The sequence below is a fragment of the Nocardiopsis sp. L17-MgMaSL7 genome (genome assembly GCF_003182025.1).
Classification (GTDB): domain Bacteria; phylum Actinomycetota; class Actinomycetes; order Streptosporangiales; family Streptosporangiaceae; genus Nocardiopsis; species Nocardiopsis prasina.
On sequence record NZ_QGTF01000001.1, the window covers coordinates 1 to 15,976 of the forward strand.

14 protein-coding genes and 1 CRISPR repeat array are annotated in these 15,976 nt (G+C 71.0%); of the genes, 3 read left to right on the forward strand and 11 right to left on the reverse strand.

Annotated elements, in window-relative coordinates; genetic code table 11:
- Nucleotides 1-217 precede the first annotated feature (217 nt).
- Nucleotides 218-673: direct repeats of the CRISPR family, unit length 29 nt; unit sequence CTGCTCCCCGCGCACGCGGGGATGGACCC.
- 98 nt (nucleotides 674-771) lie between these two features.
- The 4 genes from BDW27_RS00005 to mraZ all read right to left on the reverse strand — a co-directional run bounded on the left by BDW27_RS00005 (nucleotide 772) and on the right by mraZ (nucleotide 4,984).
- Nucleotides 772-2,748: a penicillin-binding protein 2 gene (locus tag BDW27_RS00005; protein ID WP_110047736.1), complete on the reverse strand. Its 1,977-nt coding sequence runs from the start codon at nucleotides 2,746-2,748 to the stop codon at nucleotides 772-774.
- A complete protein-coding gene (locus BDW27_RS00010; RefSeq protein WP_110047737.1) occupies nucleotides 2,745-3,212 on the reverse strand; it encodes a hypothetical protein in 468 nt (155 codons plus the stop codon). The genes BDW27_RS00005 and BDW27_RS00010 overlap by 4 nt, the downstream gene beginning before the upstream one ends.
- A gap of 9 nt (nucleotides 3,213-3,221) precedes the next feature.
- Complete coding sequence (gene rsmH, locus BDW27_RS00015) at nucleotides 3,222-4,277, reverse strand: 16S rRNA (cytosine(1402)-N(4))-methyltransferase RsmH (protein WP_110048066.1); 1,056 nt, start codon at nucleotides 4,275-4,277, stop codon at nucleotides 3,222-3,224.
- A gap of 275 nt (nucleotides 4,278-4,552) precedes the next feature.
- Nucleotides 4,553-4,984: a division/cell wall cluster transcriptional repressor MraZ gene (gene mraZ / locus BDW27_RS00020; protein ID WP_017546133.1), complete on the reverse strand. Its 432-nt coding sequence runs from the start codon at nucleotides 4,982-4,984 to the stop codon at nucleotides 4,553-4,555.
- Between the two features lie 309 nt (nucleotides 4,985-5,293).
- Here mraZ and BDW27_RS00025 point away from each other — a divergent pair, with 309 nt between their 5' ends.
- The 3 genes from BDW27_RS00025 to BDW27_RS00035 are packed head-to-tail and all read left to right on the forward strand — an operon-like array spanning nucleotide 5,294 to nucleotide 9,995.
- Nucleotides 5,294-6,286 carry a MoxR family ATPase gene (locus tag BDW27_RS00025; RefSeq protein ID WP_110047738.1) on the forward strand — a complete coding sequence of 331 codons (993 nt, stop codon included), beginning with the start codon at nucleotides 5,294-5,296 and terminating at the stop codon, nucleotides 6,284-6,286.
- Between the two features lie 32 nt (nucleotides 6,287-6,318).
- On the forward strand, nucleotides 6,319-7,626 hold the full coding sequence (locus tag BDW27_RS00030; protein ID WP_110047739.1) for a DUF58 domain-containing protein: 1,308 nt from the start codon (nucleotides 6,319-6,321) through the stop codon (nucleotides 7,624-7,626).
- A gap of 17 nt (nucleotides 7,627-7,643) precedes the next feature.
- On the forward strand, nucleotides 7,644-9,995 hold the full coding sequence (locus tag BDW27_RS00035) for a transglutaminaseTgpA domain-containing protein (protein WP_110047740.1): 2,352 nt from the start codon (nucleotides 7,644-7,646) through the stop codon (nucleotides 9,993-9,995).
- A 194-nt stretch (nucleotides 9,996-10,189) separates the two neighbouring features.
- On the opposite strand, the gene BDW27_RS00040 is transcribed toward BDW27_RS00035, so the two are convergent.
- From BDW27_RS00040 to BDW27_RS00070, 7 genes are all read right to left on the reverse strand, one after another.
- Nucleotides 10,190-10,615, reverse strand: coding sequence for a DUF3040 domain-containing protein (locus BDW27_RS00040; protein ID WP_110047741.1), 426 nt, complete (start codon nucleotides 10,613-10,615; stop codon nucleotides 10,190-10,192).
- Nucleotides 10,616-10,858: 243 nt separating this feature from the next.
- Entirely contained in the window at nucleotides 10,859-12,145 is a 1,287-nt protein-coding gene (gene dinB, locus BDW27_RS00045) for a DNA polymerase IV (RefSeq protein WP_110047742.1), read from the reverse strand.
- Between the two features lie 41 nt (nucleotides 12,146-12,186).
- Nucleotides 12,187-12,984, reverse strand: a complete 798-nt coding sequence (locus BDW27_RS00050) for a methyltransferase domain-containing protein (RefSeq protein WP_017546139.1) — start codon at nucleotides 12,982-12,984, stop codon at nucleotides 12,187-12,189.
- Between the two features lie 44 nt (nucleotides 12,985-13,028).
- Nucleotides 13,029-13,442, reverse strand: a complete 414-nt coding sequence (gene nusB, locus BDW27_RS00055; RefSeq protein WP_026129525.1) for a transcription antitermination factor NusB — start codon at nucleotides 13,440-13,442, stop codon at nucleotides 13,029-13,031.
- Nucleotides 13,442-14,005, reverse strand: coding sequence for an elongation factor P (efp, locus tag BDW27_RS00060; RefSeq protein ID WP_017546141.1), 564 nt, complete (start codon nucleotides 14,003-14,005; stop codon nucleotides 13,442-13,444). Before efp ends, nusB begins: the two co-directional genes overlap by 1 nt.
- Before the next feature lie 160 nt (nucleotides 14,006-14,165).
- Nucleotides 14,166-15,248, reverse strand: a complete 1,083-nt coding sequence (gene aroB, locus BDW27_RS00065; protein WP_017546142.1) for a 3-dehydroquinate synthase — start codon at nucleotides 15,246-15,248, stop codon at nucleotides 14,166-14,168.
- A complete protein-coding gene (locus BDW27_RS00070; RefSeq protein WP_110047743.1) occupies nucleotides 15,245-15,748 on the reverse strand; it encodes a shikimate kinase in 504 nt (167 codons plus the stop codon). Before BDW27_RS00070 ends, aroB begins: the two co-directional genes overlap by 4 nt.
- Nucleotides 15,749-15,976: the final 228 nt, after the last annotated feature.

The following is a 15,976-nucleotide window of genomic DNA, read 5'->3' on the forward strand; positions in this document are numbered from 1 at the left end:
CAGTCCTGGTCCCGCGCTCTCCTTCGCTGCCGCTGTTGCGTCGGGAAGCGTGACCGGCCGCGACACGAATCCCGGTCAGCGCAGGCATGGAGAAACACATCGCTGTGGCCGTAGGCTCACCCATGACAGCAACGACGAAGGTGGATGTCGGTTTTGTCTGTTTCTCGACAAGTTGGAAAAACGAGCGCTTGCCACCGGTAAGTTCCCAGGTGAAAAACTGCTCCCCGCGCACGCGGGGATGGACCCGCCAGGCCCTGACGACGGAAGATCCTCTCAACCTGCTCCCCGCGCACGCGGGGATGGACCCGAGCGGGCACCACGTGGGAAGGCCAGGCCTTCCTGCTCCCCGCGCACGCGGGGATGGACCCCCAAGCGTCACAGATGGAGGTCGTCGTTGCGGCTGCTCCCCGCGCACGCGGGGATGGACCCGTGCCGTTGGGCTTGAACTCGAACAGCGGCTGCTGCTCCCCGCGCACGCGGGGATGGACCCAGAGCGTTCGGTGAGGTGTGTAGGACGTCACTCTGCTCCCCGCGCACGCGGGGATGGACCCCTCGCGGAGGCCGGCCACCACCCCAGAGTCGTCTGCTCCCCGCACACGCGGGGATGGACCCTGATCATCCGGCAGCGGGCCGAGGCCCGCGCGCTGCTCCCCGCGCACGCGGGGATGGCTCCTGCTCAGTTCAGAAGGACAGGAGTACAGCTACCCCAAGGGCGGGGAAGGGCCATGCAACGCTGGCGGGAGCCGCAGGGTTGCGGCTCCCGCCGATGGGTCAGCGGTCCTCTTCTTCTTCGAAGAGGCGGATGGCCGGGGGCTCGGTGTCCGTCGGAGGGACCTTCATGGTCTTGAGGGCGAAGGACATGATGTCGTTGAACACCGGTCCTGCGGCCTCGCCGCCGTAGTAGGTCTCCTGCGGGTTATGCAGGACCACCTGGACGATGAGCTCGGGGTTGTCCGCCGGGGCGAAGCCCGCGAAGGTCGCCGTGTAGCCACCGCCGTCGTAGCCGCCTGTCTCCGGGTTGATCCGGTTGGCGGTACCGGTCTTGCCCGCTACCCGGTAGCCGTCGATGCGGGCCTGGGGCGCGGTGCCCTCGTCGCTGGTGACGGCTTCGAGCATCAGGGCGAGCTGGTCGGCGGTCTCCTTGCTGACGACCCTGGTCTTCTCCGGCTCCTCGGCGGGGGTGAACTCCCCGTCCGTGTCGACGGTTCCGGCGATGAGCCGGGGCTCGACGCGCACCCCGCCGTTGGCGATGGTGCCGTAGACCGAGGCCATCTGGGTCGCGTTCACCGACAGGCCGTGCCCGATGGACACCGACGGCAGCTGGGTCCCCCACCAGTCGTCGGGGTCGGTGAGCACCCCGGACTCCTCCCCCGGCAGGGCGAGACCGGTGGGCTGTCCCAGGCCGAAGTCCTTCATGTAGGTGTGCAGCACCCCCGCCTTGACCTGGTCGGCGATCTTGATGGTGCCCACGTTGCTGGACTGCGCCATGATGCCGTTGACGGTCAGCCGCTGGGTGCCGTTGTTCGTGGAGTTGCGGAAGGTCTGGTCGTAGTACTGGAGGGTGTACGGCACCGTGTACACCGTCTCCGGTGTGGTCAGCTCCTCCTCCAGCGCGGCGGCGACCGTGATCACCTTGTTGGTACTGCCCGGCTCGAAGGTCTCGGCCACGGCTCCGTTGGACCACTCCTCCGGACCGGTGGCCGCGATGTCGTTCTGCGAGTAGGACGGGTAGTCCGCCATCGCGAGGATCTCCTGGTCGGTGTTGGTGACGATGGCGCTTCCGCCCTCGGCGTCCAACTCCTCCACGCGTTCCGCCAGCGCCTGCTGGACGAACCACTGGAGGTCGCGGTCCAGGGTCAGGCGCACGTCCTGACCGGGCTCGGGCTCGCGCACCAGACCGCCCGCCATGGGGATCTGGGTACCGTCGTTACCCACCTCGACCTGCCGCTTGCCGGCCTCACCGGCGAGCGTGGAGTCCAGGTAGCCCTCCAGTCCCTCCAGGCCGTGCCCCTCCGAACCGACGAAGCCGACCAGGTCCGCGGCGCCGGTCTCCTCCGGGTAGACGCGTTCGTAGTCCACCTCGGCCCCCACACCGGACAGGCCGAGGTCGCGCATGTCCTGCCAGTCCTCCGGCGACACCAACGTGGCCACCACCTGATAGCGGCTGGGCGCGGCGTCGACCTTGGCCTCGACCTCCTCCTGCTCCAGGTCGAAGCGGGTGACCAGCTCGTCCACGAGCTGGTCGCGCTCCTCCTCCTTGACCTCCTCGGGGTCGACGAAGACGGTGCGCACCTCGGCTGACAGTGCGAACGGGTTGCCCCCGGCATCGGTGATCTGTCCGCGCAGGGTGGGGATGTCGATGGTCTGGAGCCGCAGGTTCGCGGCGGCCTCGGCGTACCTCTCGGCCTCCACCCCCTGGATCTGGGTGAGCCTCCCCGCGAACAGGAGGAGGATCACCACGATGATGGCCCCGCCCATCCTGATGCGCTTGTTCGGGTCGCCCTGCCGGAAGGTGCGCCGCAGGAGCGGCGGCGGAGGCGGCGGGGCCGGGCTCCGTCGCCGCGGCCGTTCACCGCCCCTGCGCACCTCGCGCGCGGACCCGCCACGGTTCGTTCCGGAACTCGCGCGGGCACCGCTGGCGGGGCGCCTGGGCTCCCGCTGGGGACGCTTGCTGGGCCGGGACCCGGAGCGTCCCGCCGCTCCGGGTCCACGGGGGTCACGGGGGCGGCGGTCCCGGGGGTTGCTCACTCTCCGCTCCCAACGTTCCCGGTGTCCGTACCGCTGCCGGTGATCTCACCACTGTCCAGGTCGAGGAAGAGCGGAGCGTCCCCCTGCTCCATCCCCATCTCCTCGGCCTCCCTGGCGATGCGCTCGGAGGTCTCCATGTGGGCCACCGACTTCTCCAGCTGCTGCTCCACGTAGGACATCTCCCGGTTCTCCGACTGGAGACTGGTGATCGTGTACGCCTCCTGGGCGACGACGCTGCGCAGCACCAGGAGTGACACCAGCGCACCGCCGAGAAGGCACAGGATGAGCAGGACGAACGGGATCTTCGGCGCGGGTCCGGTACCGCCTGTGCGTGTGGTCGCCGCTGGGCGCGCCGGACGTTTGGGCGCCGGTGGACGCCTGGTGGCCCCTGTGCGCCTGGTGGTCGTCGCCCGCCCCTTGGTGGCGCGGCGCGTGTCCGTCTTCGTGTCCGTCTTCGTGCCCATCTGGTCTCCCTACTGCCGCGACGGCCAGCGCACACGTTCGGCCGCCCGGAGGCGTGCCGACTGTGCGCGCGGGTTGCGTTCGTTCTCTTCGTCCGTGGGGAGTTCCGAGCCCCTGGTGAGGAGCCGGAGTTCCGGTTGGCGGTCCGGGAGGGGGACCGGAAGGTCGGCGGGTGTGGTGTCGGTGACCAGGGCTGCGAGTGCCCTCTTGGTCATCCGGTCCTCCAGCGAGTGGTAGGACAGCACCGCGATGCGGCCGCCGACGTCCAGGCGGGAGATCGCGGCGGGCAGGGTCTCCTTGAGGATGGAGAGCTCGGCGTTGACCTCGATGCGCAGGCCCTGGAAGGTGCGCTTGGCGGGGTGGCCGCCGGTGCGGCGGGTGGCCGCGGGGATGGCGTCGCGCACCAGTTCGGCCAGTTCCCTGGTGGAGTCGATGCGTCCCTGGGCGCGGCGGCGTTCGATCGCCCTGGCCACACGGGAGGCGAAGCGCTCCTCACCGTAGGTGCGCAGGACCCGGGTGAGCTCGGCGACGGAGTAGTCGTTGACGACCTCGGCGGCGGTGAGCGCCTGGGTACCGTCCATGCGCATGTCGAGGGGCGCGTCGTGGGCGTAGGCGAAGCCGCGTTCGGTCTCGTCCAGCTGCGGCGAGGAGACGCCGAGGTCGAGCAGGACCGCGTCGGCGTGCTCCGCCCCGGCCTCGTCGAGTGCGCGCGGGATCTCTGAGTAGACGGCGTGGACGAAGTGGGTCCGGTCCGCGTAGGGTGCGAGGCGCTTGGCGCTGCGTTCCAGGGCGGTGGTGTCCCGGTCCACGCCGACCAGCCTCATGGTGGGGCAGGCCTTGAGCAGCGCCTCGGAGTGTCCGCCCAACCCAAGAGTGCCGTCGACGAACACCGCCCCGGGCCTGCTGAGCGCCGGTGCGAGCAGTTCCACGATCCGGTCGAGCATCACCGGCACGTGCAGGGGGTCGATCCCCGCCCTGGCCGCCTGGATGCGGGCCGCGATGTCGTCGGCCCCGTGGTCCGTCGAGCGGTCCCCTTCGGGCCGCCCGTCCTGCCGGTTGTCCCCCATGCGCTGCTGTTCCTCCACGCTGTCGCGATCTCCCCCTGGGTCCGTGCAGCGCACTGGGCGCGCTCCACGGTGTCCTTCGCGTGGCCCCTCCGAAGTAACCGGCGGGGCCTCCGGACACGGCCGCTATTGTCCACCTTTCGGTGGGCGAACGCTCACGACCTGGCACCGGGGAAGTCGCGCCAGCTCGTGTGACCGTCTCCGGAGACCACCACCGGTCCCGGCGTTGCATGGACTGTGTGCTGGTGGATCGAGGCGTTCCAGCGACCGCCCCGCCGTCACAGCACCCCGGGCAGCACCTCCTCTGAGAGTTGCGAGAACGCCTGCTCCTGCTCGGTCTCGTACTCCGACCACGCGGCGGCGTCCCAGATCTCCAGGCGTGTGTTGGCCCCGATGACGACGCACTCGCGGTCCAGGCCCGCGTAGGCGCGCAGCTTCGACGGGATCGTGATCCTGCCCTGTTTGTCGCAGGACTCGTCGGACGCGCTGGCGAAGAGGACGCGGCTGTAGTCGCGGACCGCCTTGGCGGTGACCGGTGCGGAGCGCAGGGCGTCGGTGACGCGGCGGAACTCGTCCGCCGGAAAGACGTAGAGACAGCGCTCCTGGCCCTTCGTGATCACCAGACCCCCCGACAGTTCGTCGCGGTACTTCGCGGGAAGGAACAGCCGTCCCTTCTGATCGAGGCGAGGTGTGTGGGTGCCGAGGAACACACACTCACCCCCTCACCCCTATGCGGAGAATTCACCCTCTCCACGCTGCTCCACCTTACTCCACTCTTCCCCACCGTCAACAGCTTCAATCCGTATTCAGACGCTGAAGAATCGACAAATGCGCAGGTCAGAATGGCGGGATGGGAACGGTCTGCGCGTGGGGCACCATGACGCCCGCGTGCGTCGCGCACCACCTCCACCCCCCGGGCAACCGTTCGGCGGCCGATTCCGGCATTTTGGTTTGCAAGGGATCTGATTGGCCCTAGCCTCGGAGCGATACACGCAGACACACCGATCGAGAGGGTTCTCGTGTCACTCGGCACACAGCAGGACGGTCACGGGGGCGACGTCCGAGGAGACGTCGGTGCCGTTGTCGCCGTCGCCGAACGCGTCCGTGGCGCGATCGAGACGGTCATCGAGGGCAAGCCCGACGTGCTGCGCATCGCGCTGACCGTCCTGCTCGCTGAGGGCCACCTCCTCGTCGAGGACGTTCCCGGCGTGGGCAAGACGATGATGGCCAAGGCCCTGGGCCGCGCCGTCGACTGCTCGGTGCAGCGCGTCCAGTTCACCCCGGACCTGCTCCCCAGCGACATCACCGGTGTGAGCGTCTACCACCAGGACCGCAACGAGTTCGAGTTCAACCCCGGCCCGGTCTTCGCCAACATCGTGCTCGGCGACGAGATCAACCGGGCCTCGCCGAAGACGCAGTCGGCGCTCCTGGAGTGCATGGAGGAGCGGCAGGTCAGCGTGGACGGCCAGACGCGCGCCCTGGAGCGGCCGTTCATGGTCGTCGCCACGCAGAACCCGGCGGACATGGAGGGCACCTACGCGCTGCCCGAGGCACAGCGGGACCGCTTCATGGCCCGGGTCTCGGTGGGTTACCCCTCACCCCAGGCCGAGCTGGACATGATCGACAGCCACAGCACCCGCTCGCCGCTGGACCGTATGGAGCCGGTGACCAACGCGGCGGAGATCCGATCCCTGGTGGACCGCGTGCACAACGTGCACATGGCCCCGGGCATGCGCCGCTACGTCGTGCACCTGGTCAACTCGACCCGGACCGCCCCCGAACTCAGGTTGGGTGCCTCTCCCCGCGCCACCCTGCACCTGGTCCGCGCCGCGCGGGCGCACGCCGCCCTGGAGGGGCGCCACTACGTCGTCCCCGACGACGTCCAGGCGCTGGCCGTCCCGGTCCTCGCCCACAGGCTGCTGCCCGGTCCCGAGGCCCAGATGGAGCGGCTCAGCGCCGAGCAGATCGTTGCCAAGCTGGTCTCCCGGCTACCCGTGCCCGGCCCCCGCTGACCCTCTGCCCCCTGATCCCCGAGAGACGGACCATGCGCCCGCAACGTACCCTCACCGCACGCGGTGGTCTGATGTTGTTCTTCGGCGTCGTCGCGCTCGTGTGCGGTTTCGTCATCGGTCAGCGGGAGCTCACGGGTGTGGGTCTCTTCCTGCTCCTGGTGCCCCCGATCTCGGCGCTGACGATCCTGGGCGCGACCGGTCGGGTGGTGCAGAGCCGGGCGCTGCAACCGAACCGGATCCCCGCCGGAACCGACACCCGGGTCCTGGTGCGGATCGGCAACGCCTCCACCGCCTGGCCGGTGGTCTGGCTGCGGATCGAGGACGCCCTGCCGGTCCGGCTCGGGTACGAGCCCCGCTACACGGTGGGCTTCCTGTCCGCGAGGGCGGTGCGGGACGTCACCTACCTGGTGCGTCCGGCGGTCCGCGGCCGCTATCCGATCGGCCCGCTGCGGGTCAGCGTGGTGGACCCCCTGGGCTGCGTCCGGGTGACCCGTCAGGTCGGTGCGCCCACTCCGCTGCTGGTCACCCCGCCCGTGGTCCCGCTCTCCACGCTCGGTGTCTCCGACGGTTCCCAGGGGGAGCACTCGCCGCGCCGTTCGGTGACCGGTGCCGGGGAGCAGGACCCCATTCCGCGGGAGTACCGCTACGGCGACGAGATGCGCCGGGTGCACTGGCGTTCCACCGCCAAGCACGGCGAACTCATGGTGCGCCGGGACGAGCAGCACTGGCGGGAGCACAGCACCCTGCTCCTGGACACCAGGTTCGGGGCGCACGACGGCGAGGGTGTCCGGGACTCGCTGGAGACAGCGGTCAGCGTGGCCGCCTCCGTGGCGGTGAACCTCCTGGACAGCGGGCACGAACTGCGTCTGCACACCGAGCGGGGCCAGCTGCACACCGGGAACACCTCGGGTGTGCTGGACGGGCTCGCCACCGTGGAAGCCTCCGAGGCGGACAGCCTGTACGGAGGGATCAGCACCCTGGAGGGCGCGCGGGGTTCCTCGTCCAGTCTGGTGGTGGCCGTCCTGGGCGCTTTGTCGCCCGAGGACGCCGCTGCGCTGTCCCGGGTGCGCGGCTCCGGGCTCCACGTGGCGGTGCTGTGCACGCGGGCCGCGTGGACCGACCCCGAGCACACCCGGAGAACCGCCGAGCTGCTGGCCGCCAACGGCTGGCGGGTGGTTCCGGTCGCCGACCCCGCCGAACTCCCCCCGCTGTGGGGGCGGGCGATCACCCCCGGTTCCGGGGTCTCCCCCATGTCCCCCGTAGCCCCCGGAGGCCCCCTCACCGGCGAGACGCCGCTGGCCCCGGCAGGCACCCGTGTCCCCTGGGAGGGGTCCCGTTGAGACTGTCGCGAACACTGATGCCCCTGGCCGCCCTGGTCTCCATGCTGGCGGCGCTGCCGCTGCTCGGCGGGCTCATCCGCGGCGACGGCTGGTGGGGGCCCGCCGTCGTCCTCATGGTCGCGGTGACCCTGGTGTCCGCCCTGTACCGCCTCACCGGACGCACCTCGATCCCGGTGCCGTTCCTCCAACTGCTGGTGGCGGCGCTGCTGTTCACCCCGATCCTCACCCCCGGCACCGGGTTCCTCGGTGTCGTGCCGACCGCGGCCACCTTCGAGCAGTCCTGGGTGCTGTTCGAGCAGGGCGTCAACGGCATCAACACCAGCACTCCCCCGGTTCCGACCACCACCGGGCTCCAGCTGATCATCGCGCTGACCTTCCTGGTGTTCACGATGACGGCGGACTTCCTCGCGGTGACCGCCCGCTGCCCGGGCATGGTGGGCGGGCTGCTCCTGGCACTGATCGTGGTGCCGTTGGCCGTGGACGGTGCCGGTCTGACCTGGGTGCAGGCCGCCGTCTGCGCGGCGGGGTACGTAACCCTGCTGGCCACGGACATGTGGGTCCGCGGGCGTGAGTGGGGGGTCCGGGTCCCGGACGGGCACACCCCCGGCAGCCGGTTCGTGGCGGGCGCCGCCCAGCTGGGCACCGTGGTCGTCGCCGCCTCCGTCGCGATCCTCCTGGCCCTGTCCCTCCCGTTGATGGTGCCGTCGCTGCGCACCGACGCCTTCCGCACGATGGCGGACGGCGCCGAGTTCGGCTCCAGCGGCAGCGTGACCACCACCCACCCGCTGGTCTCGCTCCGCCGTGACCTGGCAGCCTCCTCCGACCGCACGGTGTTGACCTACCGAAGTGACGCCGAGGAGCCCGAGTACCTGCGCACCTACGTCCTGGACGAGTTCGGCGGCGAGAACTGGACGATGTCACCGGTCCGCACCGGACGCGACACCGCGCTCAGGGGCACCCTCCCGCTGCCCACGGGCTGGAGCCGTGACTCCGGAACGGCTGTCACCACCCAGGTGTCGCTGACCTCCGACGCACCCCGCATGGAGTTCCTGCCCCTGCCCTACCCGGCGCGCTCGGTGGACGTGTCCGGCGACTGGTACGTGGACCCCGCCACCCTGATGGTCTTCACCACCGACACCCCCTCGACCGGGTTCGACTTCACCGTGGAGTCCTCCGAGTACCGCCCCGAGGCGGAGGCCCTGGCCGACGCCGGTCCCCCGGTCTCCCTGACCGACGACCACCTCGACCTCCCCAACAGCATTGACGGGCGGGTCCAGGAGCTCACCGACTCGCTGACCGAGAACGCGGACTCCACCTACGAGCGGGCCGTCGCCCTCCAGGAGTTCTTCACCGGCGGCGACTTCACCTACGACCTCAGTCCGCCCGCGGTCCCGAACGGCGCCGACCCGCTGTCCTACTTCCTCCTGGAGGACAGGGTCGGCTACTGCGAGCAGTTCGCGGGGGCGATGGCCGTCATGGCCCGCCAGGCGGGCATCCCCGCCCGGGTCGCGGTGGGTTACACGGCGGGCCAGCGGGGCGGCGACGGCAGCTGGTCGGTCTCGGTCGGGGACGCGCACGCCTGGCCCGAGCTGTACTTCGAGGGTGCGGGTTGGCTGCGCTTCGAGCCCACCCCCGCCTCCTCGCAGGGGCAGGGCACGGCCTCGGTCCCCGAGTACGCGGGTGGCGACGCAGCCCCCGAGCTCCGCCCCGAACCCGAACCCAGCGCCTCGAACACCCCCGAGCCCAGCCCGAGCCCCGAGGACGAGCCCTCCGCGAGCCCCTCCGACGCGAGCCCGCCCCCCGAGGCGGACGAGGATCCCACGGACTCCGCCGCCGGTACCCCGGGGGGGAGCGCTGGTTCCGGCGCGGCTCCCTGGTGGCCGGTGGCGGTGGGTCTGCTCGGCGGACTGCTGCTGTTGGCCGGCCCCGCCCTGGTGCGGTCCGTGATCCGCTGGTCGCGTCGGGCCGCGGTGGCCTCGGGCGGGACCGCAGCCGCGCACGCCGCGTGGCTGGAGCTGCGGGACACCTGCCTGGACCTGGGTGTGGAGTGGACACTCACCGAGAGCCCCCGGGCGACCGCCGCCCGGCTGGGCGCCGTCCGCCCGAACGGGGCGCTGCTGCCCTCGGAGGCGCACGCCGCCGTGTGGCGCCTGGCTCTGGCGGAGGAGGCGGCCCGCTACGCCCCCGCCCCGGGCGACGACCAGCACCCGAACGGTGCCGAGCTCACCGCGGACCTCGCCACGGCCCGGTCGGGAGCGAGGGCCGCGGCCACCCGTGGCGACCGGTGCCGCGCCCTGCTGCTGCCGCGCTCCCTGGCCCCGTGGCACCGCCCCCGGGTCGCCGCCGACGCCGTTCCCGCCACCGCCTGACCGACCGGGGCGGCCCTGCCGGGACCGCCCCGATGGGGAGCCTCCCGATGGGGCCGCCCGGACGGGGCGACGCGGGGCACACACGACAGTGGGGCCCGCACACGACTGGCGTGTGCGGGCCCCACCGGTGCGAACGGGCGAGCGTTCTGGGCATCCGTCACCTGGGAGGACCGGTGTCCGTCCCGAGCGGGCTGCTACTCCTCGCCCTCCTGGCGACGGCGCCACCGCTCCTCGAAGCGGTTCATCATCCCAGGACGCTTGGCGCCCCTGCGCTTCTGCTTGGTCTCCGTCTCGGCCTCGGCCAGCATCGCCTCCGCGCCGCCCCCGGCGGCCTTGCGCCAGGCGTTGGCGCCCAGCAGGAAGGAGGCGAGCATAAAGATGAACCCGAGGACGCTGATGGTGACCGGAACCGCGATCGACGAGTCCGGACTACTCAGCAGCAGCCCCAGGAGCAGCAATGCCATACCGAGTACGAAGCCGATGACGGCCTTGATGATCCAGCGCTTGTAATGGACTCCGGGGTTCGTCTGCCGAACAGTGTTCGCGAACTTCGGGTCCTCGGCATACAGCGCCTGCTCGATCTGGTCGAGCATGCGCTGCTCGTGTTCAGAGAGCGGCACGGTGCCTCCCTACGGCAGTCCCCGGTTGGGGTGACGGGTACTGATGAACAGTCTCTTGGTCAGTGGTATGCCCAGAATACGGTGCACTAGCGCCTGGTGGAAAGAAAAGCTGCGTGTGTACCTGACCCACTACGGCCACGATACCCTCGCCCTGTATCGGAAACACCGGCTTCCATGCCTCTCTTCTTACCCTTACTCCGGTTCTACTCTGAGAACGTTCAGAGGTCCCCGGAAGTTGCCGCATCATACGTCGTTTTCGTCACGCTTGGCCAATACGGCCGACTGTATCGCGCCTGGACCGAAACGGGCCTTCACCCGGTCCATAACCCGTTCAACGTCCCGCCAACCCGAGTCCTCCTCCCCCAGTGCGAGCTGGTGGTGCGCCTGCCCGACCGGGGCGACGCCCTCCACCCGAACCCCCACCAGGCGCAGCGGGGTGCCCTTCAGCCCCGACGCCGCGTAGAGCGCGCGCGCCACCGCGCTGATCTCCCGGGCCACGTCCGTGCTCTCGGAGAGGGTCCGCGCCCTGGTGATGGTGGAGAAGTCGGCCCGGCGCAGCTTCACGCTCACCGTGCGCCCCACCTGCCCCGAGACCCGCATACGGTGGGCCACCTTCTCGGACAGCCGCAACAGCTCGCGGTCGATCAGGCCCGGGTCATCCACGTCCTCGGCGAAGGTCTCCTCCGCGCCGACACTCTTGTCCGGGGTTTCGGGGACGACCGTGCTGGGGTCCTCACCCCGGGACAGCGCGGCCAGGCGGACGCCGGCCTTCTCCCCCAGCTCCATGCGCAGCAGGTCGGGGTCGGCCCGGGACAGGGCGCCCACCGTGCGCAGCCCCAGCCGGACGAGCGTGCGTTCGGTCTTGTCCCCCACCCCGGGCAGGGCGCCGATCGGCAGGGGGTCCAGGAAGCCGTGCACCTCCCGCGTGGGCACCAGCAGCAGACCGTCGGGCTTGCAGTGGGTGGAACCGAGCTTGGCCACGAAACGAGTGGCGGCCACCCCGACCGAACAGGTGAGCCGCTGCTCGCGGCGGACGCGTTCGCGGATCATCGCGGCGATGCGCACCGGACCGCCGAGACGGCGGCGGGCGCCGGAGACGTCCAGAAAGGCCTCGTCCAACGACAGCGGCTGCACCAGGGGCGTCACCGAGCCCAGGATGTCCATGACGGCCTCGGAGGCCTGACGGTAGGCGGCCCCGTCCGGCGGGTAGACCAGGGCGTCCGGACACAGCCGCATCGCTTGGGCCATGGGCATCGCCGAGTGCACGCCGTGGCGGCGGGCGATGTAGTCGGCGGAGGAGACCACGCTGCGCGGACCGGTGCCGCCCACGATCACCGGACGGCCGCGCGCCTCGGGGTGGCGCAGCTGTTCCACGCTCGCGAAGAACGCGTCCATGTCCAGGTGCAGGATGTTGCAGTCGTCGTCCGGACCGGAGCCGTCCAAGGGGAAGTCGGACCGCAGGGGCGTGATCCCCTCGGAGGTGACCACACCCCGCAGAGCGGCACCGCGCTCCAGTTGACGTCGGCTCATATGCCCAGGTTATGCCCTGTCCGCAGCGCCCCGCCCCGGCCCTAGGGCTTCAGGGCGACGGCGTGCAGCTGGGTGGCGACGCCGATCAGTTCCGGGTGGTCGGCGACGGCCCGCTCCAGTTCCACCAGCTGCTGTCCGGCCTGGGCGTCGCCCTCCCAGGCGTGCCCGGGCAGGATGTCGGCGAACACGCGGACCCCCCGCACGCTCTCCCCGGTGAGGCCGGACTGGCCGATCAGGTCGAGGAGCTGCTGGCGGGTGAACCGGCGGGGCATGGGGTCGGCCCCGCCCCAGCGGCCGTCGGGGTCCTCCAACAGGTGCCGGGCCTCGGTGATGTGCCCGGCCAGGACCCGGTGCAGGGCCCCGGCCACGGCGTTGGTGACCAGCAGGCTGACCGCGCCGCCGGAGCGGGTGACGCCGGCGACGTCGGCCAGCGCGGCGACGGGGTCGTCGACGTACTCCAGCACGTTGTGCACCAGCACGAGGTCGGCACTGGCGGCCGGGAAGAGCGAGGCCAGGTCCTGGGTCTCCCCCTGGACGCCGCGCACCATGACACCGCTCTCGGCGGCGCGGCGCTCCAGGGCGGCCAGGGAGTCGGGGCTGGGTTCGACGACGGTCACGCGGTGACCGAGCTCGGCGAGCGGAACGGCGGCGCCACCGGTGCCACCGCCCGCGTCGACGATCTCCAGGGGTTCACCGTCGAAGAGACGGTCCAGCAGCCGCGAGAGGGCGTCCCACACCACGGCGGTGCGGGCCGCGTTGGCCGCCCGCCCGGGGCCGGTCGGACCACCCGTGCCGAAACCGCTCGCGGCGGTCGCGGGCGTGCCGCTCCTGTCAGTCACCTGCGTTCCCTCAATCAGCTAGTGTCCGGCCTCGGCGCGAGGTCTCAGAGCGCGAGCGTCGCCTTGTTCTCCATCAGCCTGGACAGGAGTCCGCTGATGAAGTTGGGCGACTCGTCGGTGGACAGCTCCTTGGCGACACCGACGGCCTCGGCGATCGCCACACCGTCGGGGATGTCCTCGGCCCACAGGAGCTCGTAGGCTCCCATCCGGAGGATGTTGCGGTCGACGACCGGCATGCGCTCCAGGGTCCACCCGATGGCGTACTCGTCGAGGAGGGAGTCGATCCGGTCGCGCCGCTCGTCGACGGAGCGGGCCAGCAGCTCCGTGAACTCGTTGATCGGCGGTTCGGGCTGGGCTCTGCGACGCTTGATGACGTCCTCCACCGAGGTGGAGCGCACCTCGGCCTCGTAGAGGACCTCCACCGCGCGCCGACGGGCCTTGCGCCGTGCGCCACTCATCAGTTGACACGCCCGAGGTAGTCGCCCGTGCGGGTGTCGACCTTGACGCGCTCGCCGGTGGTGACGAACAGGGGCACCTGGATGGTGGCGCCGGTCTGGACGGTGGCGGGCTTGGTGCCGCCGGTGGAGCGGTCGCCCTGGACGCCCGGGTCGGTCTGGGTGATCTCCAGCTCGACGGCGGCGGGCATCTCGATGTAGAGCGGGTTGCCCTCGTTGGTGGCCACCGTGACCTTGGTGTTCTCCAGCAGGAAGCCCTTGGCCTCGCCGACCACGGCGTCGCCGACCGGGATCTGGTCGAAGGTCTGGGTGTCCATGAAGATGAAGGAGTCACCGTCGTGGTACAGGTACTCCATGTCACGGCGGTCGACGCTGGCGAACTCGACCTTGGAACCGGCGTTGAAGGTCTTGTCGACGATCTTGCCCGTGAGGACGTTCTTGAGCTTGGTGCGGACGAACGCGCCGCCCTTGCCCGGCTTGACGTGCTGGAACTCCAGGACGTTCCAGAGGACGCCGCCGTCGAGCCGCAGGGTCGTGCCGTTCTTGATGTCGTTCGTCGTGGCCACTTCGGTCGTCTCTCCCAGGGGTGTGACACGTCGGAGACCGGACTCGCTGGTCCGGTCGGTGGTCAGTGGGGCGAGGCGTGGTTCCCGTGGCCGCCGGCGGCTGTGCCGACCGGCACCCGGGCACTCCTCGCCTTGGGTCAGTCTAGTGGCTTCCGAGGACTCAGGAACCGTCCACGACCGCCTGGTAGGCCTCGTCCAGCAGCTCGGGGGCGGGTCCGCTCAGGATCGCGGGCCGGGCCAGACCGTCCAGGACCACGAATCGCAGTGTGGAGCCGCGGGCCTTCTTGTCCACGGCCATGGTGGCGCGCAGCTCCGGCCAGGCCTCGGCGGCGTAGGCCACGGGCAGGCCCACGGAGGTGAGCACGGAGCGGTGTCTGCGCACCAGCGCGTCGTCGATGCGCCCGTCCAGCCGGGCGAGTTCGGCAACGAAGACCATGCCGATGGAGACCGCGTAGCCGTGCCGGAAGGTGTAGTTCTCGGCGCGCTCGATGGCGTGCCCGAGGGTGTGGCCGTAGTTGAGGATCTCCCGACGGCCGCTCTCCTTGAGGTCGCCCGAGACGACGTCGGCCTTGACCCGGATGGCGCGTTCGATGAGTTCGCGCGTGTGCCTGCCCTCCGGAAGGGCGGCACCCTCGGGGTCGTCCTCGACCAGGTCGCAGATGACGGGGTCGTCGATGAACCCCGCCTTGACGATCTCGGCCAGCCCGCCGACGTAGTCCGCCCGGGGGAGGCTGGGCAGGGTGGCGAGGTCGCACAGCACCCCCGCGGGGGGGTGGAAGGCGCCCACGAGGTTCTTGCCCTCGGGGGTGTTGATGCCGGTCTTGCCGCCCACGGCGGCATCCACCATGCCCAGCAGCGTGGTGGGAACCAGCACCGAACGCACCCCGCGCAGCCAGGTGGCGGCGACGAACCCGGCGAGGTCGGTGACGGCGCCGCCGCCCACGCCCACCACCGCGTCGGTGCGGGTGAAGTTGAACGACCCCAGCCGGGACCACAGCTCGGTGGCGACCGCGGCGGTCTTGGCCGCCTCGCCGTTCGGCACGGGCATGGGCCGGACGCGGTATCCGGCCTCCTCCAGGACCCCGACGACGGGGCGGGCGATCTGGTCCAGGCCCTCGGGGTGGATGACGGCCACCTGCGCGGCGCCGCCGACCAGGGAGGGCAGTTCCGCGAGGATGCCACTGCCGACCACCACGTCGTAGCGTCCGGTGGGCTCCCCCACGCCGATCCGGGTCACGGTCACTGGGCGGCCTTTCCGGTGGGGAGGGACGCGACGATCGAGTCCACGATCTCCTCGGGGTGGTACTCGGTGGTGGGCACGGTCACCGAGGCGAGGCCCTCGTAGACCGGGAGCCGTTCGTTGAGGAGCCTGCGCAGCTGGGTGCGGGGGTTACCGGACAGGAGCGGGCGGGCGACGTCCATGCCGACGCGCTTGGCGGCCTCACCGAAGTCCACCTGGAGGTAGACGACGTGGTGGTCCACGAGGTCCTTGCGGGTGTCCTCGTTCAGCACCGCGCCGCCGCCGACCGCGATGACGCCCTCCCACGAGCGCAGGCCCTCGGCGACGACCTCGCGTTCCAGGGCGCGGAAGTGCTCCTCGCCCTCCTGGAGGAAGATGTCGCTGATGGGCTTGCCCGCACGCCTCTCGACCTCGGTGTCGGTGCACAACAGGTCCGTGTCCAGGCGGCGGGCCAGGGCCTCGCCGACGGTGGACTTGCCCGAACCGGGCGAACCGATGAGCACCGCGATCGCTCTTGCCACGCTCTGCCTACCTCTGGGGGTCACCCCCGCGCGCCCGCGGGGAACGTTCTGACCGCCTGCTCAGAGCCGCGCCTGACGGCGGCCCATCCCCGCGCGTGCGGGGAGCAGGCTCTGTTCGACCAACGCTACCGGTAGTCGCGAGGACCCTTCCCACGTGCGCGGGGCTCCCCCACCTCAGCCGTCAGCCGTCGCCTGGCAGGGGCGCCGCCC